Below are 17,258 nucleotides of genomic sequence, written 5' to 3'. Positions count from 1 at the left end.
AACCCAGAAATACTGATGAACAAGCAAAAGTCTTATGTCAATTCAAAACTTTCACCAATGCCATATCCACAATCCTACCGCCCTTGTAAGATGTCCAACTGCTGTCATCTATAATTCTACTTCCATGTGTGGTATAATTTATTTCGATATGTTTCGACATTGAAGGGGGATAACCATGCAGGACGTTAATAGTAAACAAGTTATTAGAAAAACAAACAATGTTATCCCTTTTATTCCTGAAGGTGAATTTTATTTTACAAAAGGTGTAGAAGCCTTTCAAAAAAGAAAATTTGATGTTGCTGTTAAATGGATGAAAAAGGCGGTTGAGTTTGCCCCAAAGGAACCATTATACCAATGTCAATTATCAATTGTTTATACAGAAATAGGTGCTTACCACGCAGCAAACCAATTACTAACAAAAGTTTTGCAATATACAGGTGATGAATATGCAGATTGTTACTATTTATTAGCAAATAATTATGCACATTTAGGTTTGTTAAATGATGCAAAAAAATATGCTGAATCATATCTTAATAATGAGCCCGATGGTGATTTCCATGAAGAGGCACATAGTCTACTAGAAATGCTTGATATTGATGACAGTGACGAAGATGAGTGGGATATGGAAGAAGAAGATGAGCTGCTCATTTATCAGGAAACTGTTTTTAATCATATGGAAAAACTGGAATGGGGAAAAGTCTTACCGTTATTAGAAGAAATGATGGTACTTTTTCCAGAACATAAAATGATTAAGCATGATTATACACAAGCATTGTTTCATAATGGATTTCAGGAAGATGCTATTCAGAAGGAATGGGATGCTTTAACAGAAGATCCGAACGACTTATGTTCCCATACAAATTTAGCAATTTATTACTATGAACGTGATAATAGGGAATATACAAACCATATTCAGGCATTACTAAATGTATATTCTATTCACGAACAACTCAAGTTGAAAATTGCAACCACCTTGGCGCGGACTGAATATTATCAAGAAGCATATAAACGATTTAAGGCGCTGGCAAAGGGGAAATTAAAGGGTCATCCATCCTACTATCGCTGGTATAGTATTGCCGCATTTCATATTGGCGAGACTGAAAAGGCGAAATCGTTATGGGATGAAGGATGCAAACTGCACTCTTCATTAAAAAGAGAAACACATCCTTGTAATCTGTAAGTGAGCAGAACACTAGACGTGCTAGTTCGCATCTTATAGTATATAAATGGTTTAATAATAACTATAATTGTAAATTAAAGGGGCTGTTCGTAATGTCCGAAGATCGTATGTTTGATGTCATTATCGCAGGAGCTGGACCAGCAGGAATGACAGCAGCGGTTTACGCATCTCGTGCAAATTTGGAAACACTTATGATTGAAAGAGGAATTCCAGGTGGTCAAATGGCTAATACAGAGGATGTAGAGAATTATCCTGGGTATGAACACATTTTGGGACCTGACTTATCGAATAAAATGTTTGAGCATGCTAAGAAATTTGGTGCTGAATATGCATATGGCGATATAAAGGAAGTTATCGATCATGGCGATTATAAGCTAGTAAAAGCTGGTAAACATGAGTACAAAACACGTACACTGATCATTACAACTGGTGCGCAATATAAGAAGCTTGGCATTACTGGTGAAGAAGAACTAGGTGGCCGAGGTGTTTCTTACTGTGCTGTTTGTGATGGTGCATTCTTCAAGGAAAAGGATCTTGTTGTAATTGGTGGCGGAGATTCTGCAGTAGAGGAAGGTATATACCTGACTCGTTTTGCAAAAAACGTTACAATCGTTCACCGTCGTGATGAATTACGTGCACAAAAGATCATCCAGCAACGCGCATTTGACAACGAAAAAATTGATTTTATCTGGGATACAGTTGTTAATACAATCAATGGTCCTGATGGTAAAGTTAGCGGTGTTACGCTGGAGAATCGTAATACAAAAGAGACGAAAGAATTTGCCGCAGATGGTGTATTCATTTATATCGGGTTAGTACCATTAAGTGAACCATTTAAATCATTAGGTATAACAGATGATCAAGGGTATATTCCTACCAATGAAAACATGGAAACAAGCGTGCCTGGTGTATTTGCAGCGGGAGATATCCGAGATAAAGAACTTCGACAAATTGTGACAGCAACCGGGGACGGCAGTATTGCTGCTCAATCTGCACAAGGTTATATTGAAGATTTATTAGAAGAATTAAAAGCAGCAAATTAAACATATAAGTGCTAATAGACGGCACTTACACCTATTCTAATAAAGTAATTACTTTTTAACGCTGTTGTAACACGTTCGAAATAATTTTGGGGTATAATAAAATTAACTAATTGACCCCCTTTTAATAGATAAATTAGTTTTATGCACAGGTGACTCGCACCTGTGCATCTTTTTTTTGCTAGCATTTTAAAATAAAAGGTTGTCCAAACCTGTCGAACAATTAAAAATCTCAAATTGAAACATATCCTTGTTGGTTTGAATTTTTTCATTGTATAATAGAGAAAAGCGGAGGCGACTAATTCAGAAGCGAACGCATAAGCAATAGCCATAGAGCACAGGGTCTATGGTGCTCAAAGTGTCTATTTTTCTAATGATGGCAGCTTCTAGGAGCCGTAGCTAGACAAGAAAAGCGGAGGCGACTGGTCAGAAGCGGACGCATAAGCGATAGACTGTAGAGCACACGGTCTACGGTGCTCGAAGTGTCTATTGCTTATGACGGCAGCTTCTAGGAGCCGTAGCTAGACCAACTATCCTCTTCAGAAAGAGGTGTTATTGATATGCAACGAGTTACCAATTGTATTTTAATCCAACACAATAAAGTTTTATTACTTAAAAAGCCCCGACGTGGCTGGTATGCGATTCCTGGTGGAAAGATGGAACCGGGTGAATCCATCAAGGAATCGGTAGTACGAGAGTATTGGGAAGAGACTTCTTTACATTTACAAAAACCAGAGCTTGCAGGAACATTCACATTTTCTGTTCATAATGCGGATGAAAAGGTTCAGGAGTGGATGATGTTTACGTTTGTTTGTAATGTGTCTAAAGGTAAGCTAGCGGAACATTGTGATGAAGGCATTCTTGAATGGGTGCCAAAGGAACAAGTACATGAATTGCCTATGGCAGAAGGGGATAAAAAAATCTTTGAGCATGTCTTGTCAAAGAGTGGTATGCTGTATGGATCTTTTTCTTACACAGAAGATTATAACTTACTTGATATGAGATTAGATCCATTTACACCATAGAGGGAGGTTGTACGATGCCTGAGAATGAACAGGAAACAAAATTAGTAATTATTACAGGAATGTCCGGTGCTGGAAAGACAGTTGCTGTTCAAAGCTTTGAAGATTTAGGATATTATTGCGTCGATAATCTTCCACCTGCCTTACTACCAAAATTTCTTGAATTAATGAGAGATGCAACGAATAATATTCGTAAAGTAGCACTTGTCATGGATTTACGGGGACGGGAGTTTTTTGATTCATTATTTGAAGCACTTGATATTCTTGGTGAAGAAGAGTGGTTGCAAGAACATATTTTGTTTTTAGATGCAAAGAACGAAGAACTAGTGACAAGATACAAAGAAACAAGACGCTCTCACCCTTTAGCAGTTGGGGGATTGCCACTTGATGGAATTCAGCAGGAACGTGTTATTATTGATGAACTGCGTGGGAGAGCCCAAAGGATTATTGATACAACAAATCTAAAGCCTAGAGAACTAAGAGAAAGAATATTAAAAGCATACACAGATGATAAGCAAGAAATCTTTTCTGTTCATATGGTTTCCTTTGGCTTCAAATATGGTGTGCCAATTGATGCGGACTTGGTGTTTGATGTCCGGTTTTTGCCTAACCCACATTATGTAACACATATGAAGCCATTAACTGGTTTAAACCCTGAGGTATCTTCCTATGTATTTAAATGGTCAGACACCCAAAAGTTTAATGAAAAAGTTTTAGATTTACTTCAATTTATGCTCCCTCAATATAAAAAAGAGGGTAAATCTCAATTAGTCGTTGCGATTGGCTGTACTGGTGGTCAACATCGTTCTGTAGCAATTTCCGAATACTTTGCTAAAAAACTCTCATCAAATTATATAACACATATTAGCCATCGGGATATTGATAAACGAAAAGGGAAGTCTGTATGACGGAAGAAAATCATCCAAGAGTAGTTGTTATCGGTGGCGGAACTGGTATGCCGGTTTTACTGAGGGGATTAAAAGACCTGCCTATTCATTTAGCCGCATTAGTAACCGTTTCTGATGATGGCGGAAGTACGGGTAGAATACGGAACGATATGTCTATTCCAGCACCCGGTGATATACGTAACGTTATTGCTGCATTGTCTGACGCAGAACCAATGTTACTTGAGTTATTCCAGCATCGATTCGCAAATGGTGAGGGTCTAATTGGTCACTCTATGGGAAACCTTTTGCTAGCTGCCATGACTTCAATAACAGGAAATTTTTATACAGGAATTAAAGAAATATCCCGCGTGTTTAATGTAAAAGGAAAAGTTTATCCAATTTCAAATGAAAATTTGACGCTACATGCAGAAATGGAAGATGGATCAATAATTATTGGAGAGTCGAGTATTCCTCTCGCTAACAAACGAATCAAGCGTGTATTTTTGAGTCCAGAGTATATCAACCCTTTGCCTAATGCAATTCGCGCCATTGAAAATGCTGATCTAATAGTCGTTTCACCTGGCAGTTTGTATACGAGTATACTTCCTAATATGATCATTCCTAAAATTGATGATGCTGTTCGTTCGTCAAATGCAAAAGTGGTATACGTTTGTAATGTGATGACACAAGAAGGGGAGACAACAGGTTACACCGCCTCTGAACATGTAAAGGCTATTGTTGATCATGTTGGTGAAGGCTTTTTGGATTCTATTGTTGTGCATAATGAGCCGATTAAAAAAACAGTTCGTGATATCTATGCAGAAGAAAATGCTGAGCCAGTTATCTATGATACGGATCGTCTTCTCGAAATGGGGGTTCGTATTATTGAGGGTGATATCATAAATTATGATCAAACGACAATAAGACATGACACACATAAAATTGCAAATTTATTATTATCCATGCTTAAGGAATAGAAACAACACCCTCAAGACTGGCTTAAAGGGGAGATGACAGGGTTGTCTTTTGCATCCGAAATTAAGAAGGAATTGACCTCAATAGAAATAGATTCATGTTGCACGTTTGCTGAACTTTCCGCGTTGATACGAATGAACGGAGCAATATCTATATCTAGACAACAATATTTACTTGATGTACAAACTGAAAATGCGGCAATAGCACGTAGAATTTATACGTTAATAAAGTCTCAATATGATTTACCAGTTGAGTTGTTAGTTAGACGGAAAATGAAATTGAAGAAGAATAATGTATATATCGTCCGGATGAAAGAGGATGTTAGAAAGCTACTATCAGATCTTGATATTTTGCAAGAATCCTATACATTCGTTCGTAGCATTTCACCAACCTATATCAAAAAAACATGCTGTAAAAAGGCTTATTTACGAGGCGCATTCCTTGCAGGTGGTTCGATAAATAATCCGGAGACCTCATCCTACCATTTAGAAATATTTAATTTCTATCAGGAACATAATGATGCGTTATGTGATTTACTAAACAAGTTCAACCTAAGTGCAAGAAAATTAGAACGGAAGAATGGTTTTATAACCTATATTAAAGAAGCAGAAAAAATGACCGAATTTCTCAGTATAATTGGTGCGCATAATGCATTATTTAAATTCGAGGACGTTCGCATTATTCGTGATATGCGTAATTCCGTTAACCGAATCGTTAACTGTGAAACGGCTAATTTAAATAAAACCATTGGTGCGGCATTTAGACAAATTGAAAATATAAAATTAATTGATCAGACGGTTGGTTTAGAGGAACTGCCAGTAAAACTAAAGGAAATAGCTGAGTTACGCGTTCAACACGAAGACATTTCCTTAAAAGAGCTTGGTGAATTAGTTTCAACTGGTAAGATATCGAAATCAGGTGTCAATCATCGGTTAAAGAAAATAGACGAATATGCCGATAAAATACGAAATGGTGAAGTAGGAATGAAGTAGTGTAAATTAAGAATATATAGTAGTGCAGATGAAAATTTGCACTACTATATATTAAATAATGAATACGCTTACAACGGAAGGGAGAATGATAGATTTGGTTGAGAGATTAGTAAAAATTGAGCTTGAAACAGGTCTGCAATCAAGACCAGCTGCACATTTTGTGCAAGAAGCAAATCGGTATGCAGCTCATTTATTTCTTGAAAAAGACGGGAAACGCATTAATGCCAAAAGTATCATGGGGTTGATGAGTCTTGCAATTGGTTCCGGGGAAACAGTAACACTAATTGCAGAAGGTACAGATGAGGAGATTGCACTTGATGAATTAGCAAACCTGGTATCAAATAAAAAGTAAATAACTCCCTGTCAAGGACAGGGAGTTATTACGGTTCTTGCTGTTTAGAATGTTTTTGTTCCTTATTTCTTATCTGTATTTCTTTTCAAAATCTTGTCGATTAAACCGTAATCTACAGCTTTATCTGCTGTCATAAAGTTATCACGATCCGTATCCTTTGCAATCACATCAATGGATTGACCACTGCGTTCAGCAAGAATCTCGTTAATTTTTTCACGCATTTCAATAATTCGTTTCGCATGAATTTGAATATCAGACGCTTGGCCTTGTGTACCACCTAGTGGTTGATGAATCATTACTTCACTATTTGGAAGTGCATAACGTTTACCTTTTTCACCTGCTACTAATAGAAATGCTCCCATTGATGCTGCCATTCCTGTACAGATGGTTGAAACGTCAGCTTTAATGTATTGCATCGTATCATAGATAGCCATTCCTGCTGTGATGGAACCACCAGGCGAGTTGATGTATATGGAAATGTCTTTGTCAGGGTCTTCTGCTTCTAAAAATAGTAGTTGAGCCACAATAGAGTTCGCTACGTTGTCGTCAATTGCGCTCCCCAGCATGATTACACGGTCTTTAAGTAAACGTGAATAGATATCATATGCACGTTCTCCGCGGTTTGTCTGTTCAATAACTGTTGGTATTAAATTCATCGATATTTCCTCCTTTATTTGTTCAAACTATATCCAGTTTGATTGGATAATTTTATGATAACTAATAGGTCAAAAAAGGTCAAACGTAAACATTCAGTTTTGATCATAAAATTCACTTTCTCCATCTTTCCCTTTATCAATTATATTAAACTGTTAAGATTAAATTCTTATAAGGTTTGTGATGTACGTTGGAATAAATGGTGTAAATATAGCTGTGTCAGTGAAGATCAGAATAAACAATTGTCGACCTAAGGAGGTAGACTGAAAATACAGTTGAAGAACCAATTTGAAAAAATGCTTGTTTGTTTGAGTTGAGAACGTTATAATAACCTAAGTGTCAAAAGTAGAGTTTGGTAGTATGCGCCCATAGCTCAGGGGATAGAGCATTGGTTTCCGGTACCAAGGGTCGGGGGTTCAAATCCCTCTGGGTGCACTTCATCGTATAAAAAAGACAAGGGATGTAGCGTTTTTTCGCTCCCTTGTCTTTTTTTATAGGATTAAATTTTATGAAAAATGTTGATTTCAACTGGTTTTTCTATATGAATCTATTTGGAGATTTCTTTTCTTATATAAATAGGCGATTGTGTTCAACACAGAAACAGGAATTTTCTTAGGGAAGTACGCTTTATTATAAAATGTAAAAAATGCTTTCCTCAGATCAGTCCATTGGCGACAATCTTTGGTTTGTCTAAACCTAGCCACGTCAATTAACTTAATTTTCCCTTCTGGGGTCAGAATTATATTTCGAAGGTGAATGTCTGAAGGATTTAATCCAGCTTGCCTAGCTAAAGAAAGGGCGTGGTCCGTTTCTTGTATGGTTGAATTGGTAAGTGGAATTCCTTGTGACAAACATTCAAATAACGTGTATCCTTCAATGTAATCGATAAGCAGGAAGTTATCTCCTGCTTCGTATAACGTTGGATAGTAAGGATTTTCCTTAAGAATCTTATATATTTCAGCCTCTTCCTTGGCTATATATGTGCAATTTGGGAAGAACACTTTAAGAGCCTTATTAGTAGATTGAATTTTAAAGACAACAGCACTTCTACCAGCTCCTATGAATTCTAAAGCCGAATCTTTTTCTAAGATGGAAATATCATTCTTATCTATTTTTAATTTGATGCTATTTACAAGTTCGACGGTTGAATTCAAGTTAACCACCCCTTTCATCAATAATATAGGGTGAAAAGTTTAAACGCTACTAACTTGTACTATTATACGAATTGGTTTATAGAAAGAGAACAAAATTAATCATCTTCATGTTGGAGCTAGCACAAGTCCATTCACATTTGTGAGTAGTTATGCCAAAATGAAAGCTAGAAAGTGCATAAATAAACGGGTAATCGTTCATAATAGATAAAGGAGATATAAGTATGATACATATTACGTTTTATACAAAAGAGAAATGTTCTCTTTGTGATGATGCCTTAAATTTGGTAGAACTTTTAAAAAATGATTATCCTCATACACTTGAAATGCGAGATATTTATTCTGACGAGGAATGGTTAGAACACTATCATCTTTCCATACCTGTGGTAAACGTTGATGGTATCGAATTGGACTGTGAGCAAATTTCATTTGAATCATTAGTTGCAACGTTTCAAGAGGCCCAAAAGAAACATAAGGCTTGAAATATGAATCTGTTATGGTAAAATTAAATTAAGCAAATAAGGCATTTGCGAATTTTTTTACAGTTAGCAGGACAAAATATAACCATCCGGGACTTATTTGTCCGATAAAAGGAGTAACTTTATGCAATCATTAGTTGATTTGCAAAAAAAAATCTTTCCGGACCTTTTGGAAGTAATGAAGCAAAGATATACAATCTTACATACGATAAACTTTTTTCAACCAATCGGGCGAAGAAGCTTATCGGATCGCGCCAAGATGACAGAACGAACGGTTCGTAGCGAGGTTGACTTTTTACAGAAGCATCAGATGATTGATGTTTCAGGAAAAGGAATGCACATTACTGAAGAAGGGAAAGGTATACTCAGTCATCTAGCTGTGTTTATGAAAGATATCACAGGGTTAAGTGGTTTAGAAACACAATTAAAGGATAAATTGAATGTAGAACAAGTTATGGTGGTTCGTGGTAATAGTGATAATCAAGACCAAGTAAAACAAGAAATGGGAAAAGCGGTTGTGAAGCATTTGCAATCACACGTATCTACTAAACAAACCATTGCTGTTACTGGTGGTACAACGATGGCCGCTGTAGCGCATGTGATGTCACCATTTGAGAATGCGGACAATTGTTTGTTTGTCCCTGCTCGAGGCGGTATCGGTGAAAAAGTAGAAAGTCAGGCTAATACGATTGTTGCAGAAATGGCAAAACGTACGAATGGCGATTATCGAATGTTATATGTACCTGATCCACTCAGTGAACTATCTTACCAAACGATGTTAAAAGAGCCATCTATCCAAGAGATAACGGAGCTGATTCGCTCTGCTGATGTTATTTTGCACGGGATTGGCGATGCTTTAACAATGGCAAACCGCAGAAAATCAAATGATGAACTCATCCATCAACTCGAAAAAGAACAAGCTGTCAGTGAAGCTTTTGGCTATTATTTTAATCGCTTTGGTGATGTTGTTCATAAGGTGCGAACGATAGGGATTCAATTAGAGGATCTTATGTCAGTGAATCAGGTTGTGGCAATTGCTGGTGGTAGTTCAAAAGCCAAAGCCATCACATCGTATTTTAATCAAGGAGAAGCGGATTTACTCATTACGGATGAAGCAGCCGCAGAGGCAATCATTCATGGTTAAATCCTTTCATATAGATAGATTTTACAAAATTTATTGTAACCATTAGGAGGAAATAATATGACAGTAAAAGTAGGAATTAACGGATTTGGACGTATCGGACGTAATGTATTTCGTCAAGCATTAAAAAATGATGATGTTGAGGTTGTAGCAGTAAATGACCTAACAGATGCTGAAATGTTAGCACATCTGCTAAAATACGATTCTGTCCATGGTCAACTTGAACAAGAAGTTACGGTCAACGGATCTAGTATTGTTGTTGGTGGTAAAGAAATTAAAGTGTTAACAGAGCGTGACCCAGCGAATTTAGGTTGGGGAGACCTTGGCGTGGAAGTTGTAATTGAGTCTACTGGCCGTTTTACAAATCGCGAAGATGCGCAGAAACACATTGATGCTGGTGCAAAGAAAGTTATTATATCTGCCCCTGCAAAAGAAGAAGACCTTACGATGGTAATGGGAGTTAACGAGCAGGACTATGATGCACAAAACCATCATATTGTTTCAAATGCTTCATGTACAACAAACTGTATAGCACCTTTAGCTAAAGTTTTACATGATAGCTTTGGTCTTAAACGCGGTCTAATGACAACAGTCCATTCGTATACAAATGATCAACAGATTCTTGATTTGCCACATAAAGATTATCGCCGTGCACGTGCAGCAGCACAAAATATTATTCCAACTACAACTGGAGCTGCAAAAGTGGTTGGTAAAGTATTGCCTGAACTAGAAGGTAAGTTAAACGGTATGGCAATTCGTGTTCCAACACCTGATGGTTCTATAGTTGATCTGGTTGCTGAACTAGATAAAAATGTAACAGCAGAAGATGTAAATAAAGCATTTAAAGAAGCAGCAGAAGGAAAACTAGAAGGTATTGTTGGATATACAGAGGAGCCAATTGTATCATCTGATATTGTTGGTAATACCCATTCATCATTGTTTGATGCGTTATCAACGATGGTTCTTGAAGATAATATGGTAAAAGTAGTTTCCTGGTATGACAACGAAATGGCATATTCAGCTCGTTGTGTTGATTTGGCAGTTTATATTAAAAATCAAGGACTATAAGGAAAGGCGCAAGCGCGCTTTTAGTCGGCCTTCCTTCTAACAACTGATGTTGACTTATCGTACGAAGGTGAGGGAAGTCTACTACAGCTTTAGAACTGGAGCTAGACAAGAAGTTCATATATACTGGAGGGGGAACTTTATCCTCCTCTTTTTCTTTTTTATGACTAACTGTCGTAATCTTGGGGAAAACAAACAAGTAGCATGTATACATAATTTTTTAATCACAAGGGAGGATTTTTTAAGAATGAATAAAAAAACTCTGAAAGACCTTGATGTAAAAGGGAAGAAAGTTTTTTGCCGTGTTGATTTTAATGTGCCAATGTCGAATGGCGAGGTGAGTGATGATACACGGATTAAAGCTGCACTTCCTACAATTGATTACTTAACAGAACAAGGTGCTATTGTCATTTTGGCTAGTCATCTTGGACGTCCAAAAGGAGAAGTAGTAAAAGACTTAAGACTTGATCCTATTGCGAAACGATTGAGCGATTTAATTGGAAAAGATGTTACGAAAACCGATGCAGTATTCGGTAAAGAGGTAAATGAAGCTCTATCACTACTAAGTGATGGCGATATTTTACTAATCGAGAATGTACGATTTGAACCAGGTGAAGAAAAAAACGATGAGAAGCTGGCTCAAAGCTTTGCAGATATGGCAGACTTTTATGTGAATGATGCATTTGGTGCAGCTCATCGTGCGCACGCATCCACAACTGGTATAGCAGAAAAACTACCAGCTGCTGCCGGACTTTTAATGGAAAAAGAGCTTGATGTTTTAGGAAAGGCATTAGAAAATCCGGAGCGCCCGTTTACTGCAATAATCGGTGGTGCAAAGGTTAAAGATAAAATTGGTGTTATTGACCATTTACTGGATAAAGTGGACAACCTACTCATTGGTGGCGGACTTGCCTATACATTTATTAAAGCACAAGGGCACGAAATCGGACAATCTCTACTAGAAGAAGATAAAATCGGTGTGGCGAAACAGTTTATGGAAAAGGCGAAAGAAAAAGGTGTTAATTTTATAATTCCTGAGGATGCCATTATTGCAGATGAATTTGCAAAAGATGCCAATACTAAAATTGTTTCAATCGATGAGATACCAAAGGACTGGGAAGCGCTTGATATTGGGCCGAAAACACGTGAAAAATTTAGTAAGATTGTAGCAGATTCAAAGCTTGTGATTTGGAACGGGCCAATGGGTGTATTCGAATTCAATGCTTTTGCAGGTGGAACACAAGCAGTTGCAGAGGCATTAGCTGAGACAAACGGGTATACTGTAATTGGTGGTGGCGATTCCGCTGCAGCTGCCAGCAAATTTGGTTTTGCTGAACAAATGGATCATGTGTCGACTGGTGGCGGAGCGTCACTAGAGTTTATGGAAGGTAAGGAACTTCCTGGTGTACAAGCTTTAGATGAAAAATAAATTGAATGAGGTGAGACGATGCGCAATAAAGTAATTGCTGGAAACTGGAAAATGAATAAGGTGTTAGCAGAAGCAGAACAATTCGTTCAAGAGGTTGTGAAAAAAGATCCAACTGATCAAGGTGTCGAAGCAATTGTCTGTGCTCCTTTCCCTTTTTTGGCACCACTTGTAGAACAAACAAAAAATAGTTCTGTGAAAATTGCTGCTCAAAATATGCATTTTGCAGAAAACGGTGCATATACAGGTGAAGTAAGTCCTGTAATGCTTAAAGATTTAGGAGTGACACATGTTGTTATTGGTCATTCGGAACGCAGAGAACATTTTGCTGAAACAGATGAAACGGTAAATAAGAAAACACATGCAGCGTTTAATCATGAATTGACACCAATTGTATGCGTCGGTGAAACACTTGATCAACGTGAGAAGAACGAAACAATGAACCATATTGAAAAACAAATTTCCGCTGGATTAAAGGATTTAACTGCAGAACAAATTGCGAAAACAATTGTTGCCTATGAACCAATTTGGGCGATTGGAACTGGCAAAACAGCTTCCAGCAGTGATGCAAATGAAGTATGCCAGCATATACGTACAGTTATTGAAAAACTTTCATCAAAAGAAACAGCAAACCAAGTGGTCATTCAATATGGTGGTAGCGTAAAGCCTGCTAACGTGGATGAGTTACTAGCGCAATCTGATATTGATGGTGCACTTGTTGGGGGCGCAAGCCTTGAAGCCGAATCATTTATCCAGCTTGTGGAGGCCGGTAAAAAATGACGAACCAAAAACTAGCTGCATTAATCATCTTAGATGGATATGGAATTCGTGATACAGAGATGGGAAATGCAGTTAAACAAGCAAACACGCCTAACTTTGATCGGTATTGGAGTAAGTATCCACATAATCAACTGCAAGCAAGTGGAGAAGCGGTTGGACTACCAGAAGGTCAAATGGGTAACTCAGAGGTAGGGCATTTAAACATTGGTGCAGGAAGAATTGTCTATCAAAGTTTAACTAGAGTGAACCTATCAATTAAAGACGGCGACTTTTTTGAAAAAGATGCGTTTCTAAATGCAATCAAAGACGCTAAAAAGAAAAAGAAATCATTACACATTTTTGGATTATTATCAGATGGCGGCGTGCATAGTCACATTCAACATTTGTTTGCATTATTGAAGTTGGCGAGGGATAATGATTTTAAAGATGTGTTTGTTCACGCATTTTTAGATGGACGAGATGTAGGTCCACAAACTGCAAAAACATATATCATGCAAGCGGAAGAGAAAATGAAAGAATACGGTGTAGGACAATTCGCAACGATTTCAGGACGTTACTATTCAATGGATAGAGATAAACGTTGGGATCGTGTGAAGAGGGCTTATGATGCAATGGTGTATGGTGAAGGACCACAATATCAAGATGCCTCCACACTAGTCGACGACTCCTATGAGAATGGGATCCATGACGAATTTGTTATTCCTTCTGTTTTAACGGATGAATTTGGGAATCCAAGAGCAACCGTTGAAGACGAAGATTCTATCATCTTTTATAACTTCAGACCAGATCGGGCTATTCAAATTTCACGTACATTTTCTGATGATGACTTTCGTGATTTTGACCGTGGGAAAGAAGTACCAAAGGGATTACATTTTGTAATGCTCACAAACTTTAGTGAATCAGTTGATGGGTATGTAGCATATAATCCAGTTAACCTAGATAACACAGTCGGGGAAGTTTTGTCTCAACAAAATATGAAACAACTCCGTATTGCTGAAACAGAAAAGTACCCACACGTAACATTTTTCATGAGTGGTGGCCGAGAAAAGGAATTCCCTGGTGAAAAACGAATTTTGATTGATTCACCAAAGGTTGCAACCTATGATTTGAAACCAGAAATGAGTGTTTACGAGCTGACTGATGCGCTACTTACGGAATTGGATTCTGATACACCGAATGCAATTATCTTAAATTTTGCCAACCCAGATATGGTGGGGCATTCAGGAAAGCTAGAACCAACGATAAAAGCGATTGAAGCAGTTGACGAATGTCTTGGAAAAATTGTTGATAAGCTAGTAGAATTAGGTGGCAATGCTATTATCACAGCTGATCACGGTAATTCAGATGAGGTCATTACACCTGATGGAGGTCCTATGACGGCACATACGACAAATCCAGTGCCCGTTATTGTGACACAGGAAAATGCAACATTACGTGAAGATGGAATTTTAGCAGACTTATCACCAACACTACTAGATCTATTAGACATTGATTTGCCAGCAGAAATGACTGGCACATCATTAATTAAAAAATAAGGGAGCGATTTACATGCCATACATTACAGACGTTTATGCACGAGAAGTTTTAGATTCACGTGGAAATCCAACAGTAGAAGTAGAAGTTTTTACAGAGTCAGGAGCATTTGGCGCTGCCTTGGTTCCAAGTGGTGCATCAACTGGTGAATATGAAGCAGTTGAATTACGTGATGGCGACAACGATCGTTACTTAGGAAAAGGCGTACAAAAAGCAGTAGAGAATGTAAATGAGTTGATTGGGCCTGAATTACTTGGGGTAGATGTTACACGTCAAACGATTATCGATGAAATTATGATAGAACTCGACGGAACAGAAAATAAAGGAAAACTTGGGGCTAACGCAATCCTTGGCGTATCAATGGCAGTAGCACATGCAGCAGCCAGTTACTTAGAAATTCCATTATACAATTATTTAGGTGGATTTAATGCTAAAACGTTACCTACACCAATGATGAACATTTTAAATGGTGGGGAGCACGCAGATAATAATGTAGATATCCAAGAATTTATGGTTATGCCTGTAGCAGCACCAACTTTTAAAGAAGCGGTTCGTACTGGTGCAGAAATTTTCCATTCATTGAAAAAAGTATTAAAGTCTAAAGGCTATAACACAGGTGTTGGTGACGAAGGTGGGTTTGCACCTAACTTGAAGTCAAATGAAGAAGCACTTCAAACTATTGTAGAAGCAATTGAAGCTGCAGGATATAAGCCTGGAGAAGAAGTTAAACTTGCAATGGATGTAGCGGCATCTGAGATCTATGAGGATGGAAAATACAACCTCAAAGGTGAAGGAGTTGTGCGCACGTCAAAGGAAATGGTTGATTGGTACGAAGAAATGGTTAATAAATACCCAATCATCTCCATTGAAGACGGTTTAGATGAAAACGACTGGGATGGCCATAAAATGTTAACGGATCGGATTGGCGACCGTGTTCAGTTAGTTGGAGACGATCTTTTCGTGACGAATACGAAGAAATTATCACAGGGAATTGAACAGGGCGTTGGTAACTCTATCTTAGTTAAAGTGAATCAAATAGGTACTTTAACGGAAACATTTGATGCAATCGAAATGGCAAAACGTGCAGGATATACTGCAGTTATTTCTCATCGCTCTGGTGAAACAGAAGATGCAACTATTGCAGATATTGCTGTCGCAGCAAATGCTGGTCAAATCAAAACAGGTGCACCATCACGTACCGATCGTGTAGCGAAATATAACCAATTATTGCGTATTGAAGACGAGCTGTCAGGCCTTGGTGTCTACGCAGGATCAAATGCATTTTATAACTTGAATAAGTAAATAGTTATTTTGATTAGAGGCAGAGAAATCTGTCTCTTTTTTTTGCCATTTTTCCAGTACTAGACAGTAAATACAGTTTTGGATCGTATTTTTAAATTCTGGACAGTATTTTTCACATGCTCGACAGTGAACAAACTTATCCTGAAATTTTAAAAGCATAGTACATCCTTCTCCATGAATAGTATTTAAAAAGTGGAGTAAAGGACGTGACTTGATGGCACAGAAAGTCTTACTATTTGGCGATATTGGAATAGACGATACAGTTGCACTTATATATGCTCATTTAAAGGAACAAGTTGAGGTTGTGGGTGTTGTCGCAGATTATGGAAATGTTCCACGAGATAAGGCGTTAGCTAATGTTAGGTACATTAAGGAGCTATTTAATATTCCAGATGAACTTGCCATAATTAGTGGAGCTGAGCTTCCCATGACAGGGAAAATGCCGGAGTTTTTCCCGGAAATTCATGGTGAATATGGGCTTGGGCCGATAATTCCTCCAAATGCTAATGATGATTATGATATTGAAAATTTTTTTCAGATTGTAACAATTATAGAAAAATATCAGGATGAATTAATGATCGTTAATATTGGCAGACTTACCTCGCTTGCTACTATGTTTATCTTATATCAATCATTAATGAGTAAAATAAAAGGTTTCTATATTATGGGTGGCGCATTTTGGGTTCCAGGTAATGTAACTGCCGTGTCAGAAGCCAATTTTTACGCAGACCCTATCGCTGCAAAGATTGTGTTGGACAACGCTCATAACGTAACGATTATTCCCCTGAATGTGACTCTCCAAGCGATAGTAACGCCGCAAATGGTAGATTATATAGCGAACATTGGAAAAGCTAAGATCATTAAGCCTTTGCTAGATTATTACTATGATTTTTATAAACGACGAAATCCCGCCATTCTAGGTAGTCCGATGCACGATGTCCTTACCCTGATGGCTCCAATACATAAGGACATGTTGACCTTCGATACGCTACCAGTCCACATTGTTCAATCGAGGGAGGGAGTGGAGAGGGGACAAAGCATTGCCGATATCAGGCCGTACATAAATAATGCCAAAGCTGGAGAGAAAAAACATCGAATTGCTTTTAGTTTGGACTACAGGAAATTTTATATCGAATTTATGTCTGTGATGACTGGAGAACAAGGGAATTAACCGAACCGCGTTAGTTTTCTATAATACCGGTTGGAAATCAACGGTTAACCTAATATCAAGCTTCAATGCAGGAAATCAACGGTTAATTCGATATATCAAGCTTCAATG

At 37.7% G+C, this 17,258-nt stretch carries 17 protein-coding genes and 1 tRNA gene; 16 read left to right on the top strand and 2 right to left on the bottom strand.

Annotated features, from left to right (window positions below):
- Window positions 1-175: 175 nt before the first annotated feature.
- From AC3G7N_RS01645 to AC3G7N_RS01615, 7 genes are all read left to right on the top strand, one after another.
- Window positions 176-1,180 carry a tetratricopeptide repeat protein gene (locus AC3G7N_RS01645; RefSeq protein WP_489420396.1) on the top strand — a complete coding sequence of 335 codons (1,005 nt, stop codon included), beginning with the start codon at window positions 176-178 and terminating at the stop codon, window positions 1,178-1,180.
- Window positions 1,181-1,272: 92 nt separating this feature from the next.
- Window positions 1,273-2,223 carry a thioredoxin-disulfide reductase gene (gene trxB / locus AC3G7N_RS01640; RefSeq protein ID WP_489420395.1) on the top strand — a complete coding sequence of 317 codons (951 nt, stop codon included), beginning with the start codon at window positions 1,273-1,275 and terminating at the stop codon, window positions 2,221-2,223.
- 557 nt (window positions 2,224-2,780) lie between these two features.
- On the top strand, window positions 2,781-3,245 hold the full coding sequence (locus AC3G7N_RS01635) for an 8-oxo-dGTP diphosphatase (protein WP_489420394.1): 465 nt from the start codon (window positions 2,781-2,783) through the stop codon (window positions 3,243-3,245).
- 14 nt (window positions 3,246-3,259) lie between these two features.
- The gene (gene rapZ / locus AC3G7N_RS01630) at window positions 3,260-4,150 is read left to right on the top strand and encodes an RNase adapter RapZ (RefSeq protein WP_489420393.1); all 891 of its coding nucleotides are present in this window, start codon (window positions 3,260-3,262) and stop codon (window positions 4,148-4,150) included.
- Window positions 4,147-5,106 (top strand): gluconeogenesis factor YvcK family protein, encoded by a 960-nt coding sequence (locus tag AC3G7N_RS01625; RefSeq protein ID WP_489420392.1) that lies wholly within the window; start codon window positions 4,147-4,149, stop codon window positions 5,104-5,106. The genes rapZ and AC3G7N_RS01625 overlap by 4 nt, the downstream gene beginning before the upstream one ends.
- A gap of 42 nt (window positions 5,107-5,148) precedes the next feature.
- The gene (gene whiA, locus AC3G7N_RS01620) at window positions 5,149-6,096 is read left to right on the top strand and encodes a DNA-binding protein WhiA (RefSeq protein WP_489420391.1); all 948 of its coding nucleotides are present in this window, start codon (window positions 5,149-5,151) and stop codon (window positions 6,094-6,096) included.
- A gap of 94 nt (window positions 6,097-6,190) precedes the next feature.
- Window positions 6,191-6,448, top strand: a complete 258-nt coding sequence (locus AC3G7N_RS01615) for an HPr family phosphocarrier protein (protein WP_489420585.1) — start codon at window positions 6,191-6,193, stop codon at window positions 6,446-6,448.
- Between the two features lie 62 nt (window positions 6,449-6,510).
- Here AC3G7N_RS01615 and clpP read toward each other — a convergent pair whose 3' ends face one another.
- On the bottom strand, window positions 6,511-7,104 hold the full coding sequence (clpP, locus tag AC3G7N_RS01610) for an ATP-dependent Clp endopeptidase proteolytic subunit ClpP (protein ID WP_489420390.1): 594 nt from the start codon (window positions 7,102-7,104) through the stop codon (window positions 6,511-6,513).
- 360 nt (window positions 7,105-7,464) lie between these two features.
- On the opposite strand from clpP, the gene AC3G7N_RS01605 reads away from it, so the two are divergent.
- Window positions 7,465-7,537 (top strand) — tRNA-Arg (locus tag AC3G7N_RS01605).
- A gap of 89 nt (window positions 7,538-7,626) precedes the next feature.
- Here the strand turns inward: AC3G7N_RS01605 and AC3G7N_RS01600 are convergent.
- Window positions 7,627-8,256 (bottom strand): protein kinase family protein, encoded by a 630-nt coding sequence (locus AC3G7N_RS01600; protein ID WP_489420389.1) that lies wholly within the window; start codon window positions 8,254-8,256, stop codon window positions 7,627-7,629.
- A 221-nt stretch (window positions 8,257-8,477) separates the two neighbouring features.
- Here AC3G7N_RS01600 and AC3G7N_RS01595 point away from each other — a divergent pair, with 221 nt between their 5' ends.
- From AC3G7N_RS01595 to AC3G7N_RS01560, 8 genes are all read left to right on the top strand, one after another.
- Window positions 8,478-8,735: a glutaredoxin family protein gene (locus AC3G7N_RS01595; protein WP_489420388.1), complete on the top strand. Its 258-nt coding sequence runs from the start codon at window positions 8,478-8,480 to the stop codon at window positions 8,733-8,735.
- A 121-nt stretch (window positions 8,736-8,856) separates the two neighbouring features.
- Entirely contained in the window at window positions 8,857-9,876 is a 1,020-nt protein-coding gene (locus AC3G7N_RS01590) for a sugar-binding transcriptional regulator (protein ID WP_489420387.1), read from the top strand.
- Between the two features lie 57 nt (window positions 9,877-9,933).
- A complete protein-coding gene (gap, locus tag AC3G7N_RS01585; RefSeq protein ID WP_489420386.1) occupies window positions 9,934-10,941 on the top strand; it encodes a type I glyceraldehyde-3-phosphate dehydrogenase in 1,008 nt (335 codons plus the stop codon).
- A gap of 244 nt (window positions 10,942-11,185) precedes the next feature.
- Window positions 11,186-12,367 (top strand): phosphoglycerate kinase, encoded by a 1,182-nt coding sequence (locus tag AC3G7N_RS01580; protein WP_489420385.1) that lies wholly within the window; start codon window positions 11,186-11,188, stop codon window positions 12,365-12,367.
- A gap of 18 nt (window positions 12,368-12,385) precedes the next feature.
- On the top strand, window positions 12,386-13,144 hold the full coding sequence (gene tpiA, locus AC3G7N_RS01575) for a triose-phosphate isomerase (protein WP_489420384.1): 759 nt from the start codon (window positions 12,386-12,388) through the stop codon (window positions 13,142-13,144).
- The gene (gene gpmI, locus AC3G7N_RS01570) at window positions 13,141-14,679 is read left to right on the top strand and encodes a 2,3-bisphosphoglycerate-independent phosphoglycerate mutase (RefSeq protein ID WP_489420383.1); all 1,539 of its coding nucleotides are present in this window, start codon (window positions 13,141-13,143) and stop codon (window positions 14,677-14,679) included. Before tpiA ends, gpmI begins: the two co-directional genes overlap by 4 nt.
- Window positions 14,680-14,692: 13 nt before the next feature.
- Window positions 14,693-15,979, top strand: coding sequence for a phosphopyruvate hydratase (gene eno, locus AC3G7N_RS01565; RefSeq protein ID WP_489420382.1), 1,287 nt, complete (start codon window positions 14,693-14,695; stop codon window positions 15,977-15,979).
- A 214-nt stretch (window positions 15,980-16,193) separates the two neighbouring features.
- The gene (locus AC3G7N_RS01560) at window positions 16,194-17,150 is read left to right on the top strand and encodes a nucleoside hydrolase (RefSeq protein WP_489420381.1); all 957 of its coding nucleotides are present in this window, start codon (window positions 16,194-16,196) and stop codon (window positions 17,148-17,150) included.
- The last annotated feature ends 108 nt before the right edge of the window (window positions 17,151-17,258 follow it).

It is taken from the genome of Virgibacillus carmonensis (genome assembly GCF_057836705.1).
The sequence above is the reverse complement of the archived record's forward strand: the minus strand, read 5'-3'. Positions and strand labels throughout refer to the sequence as shown.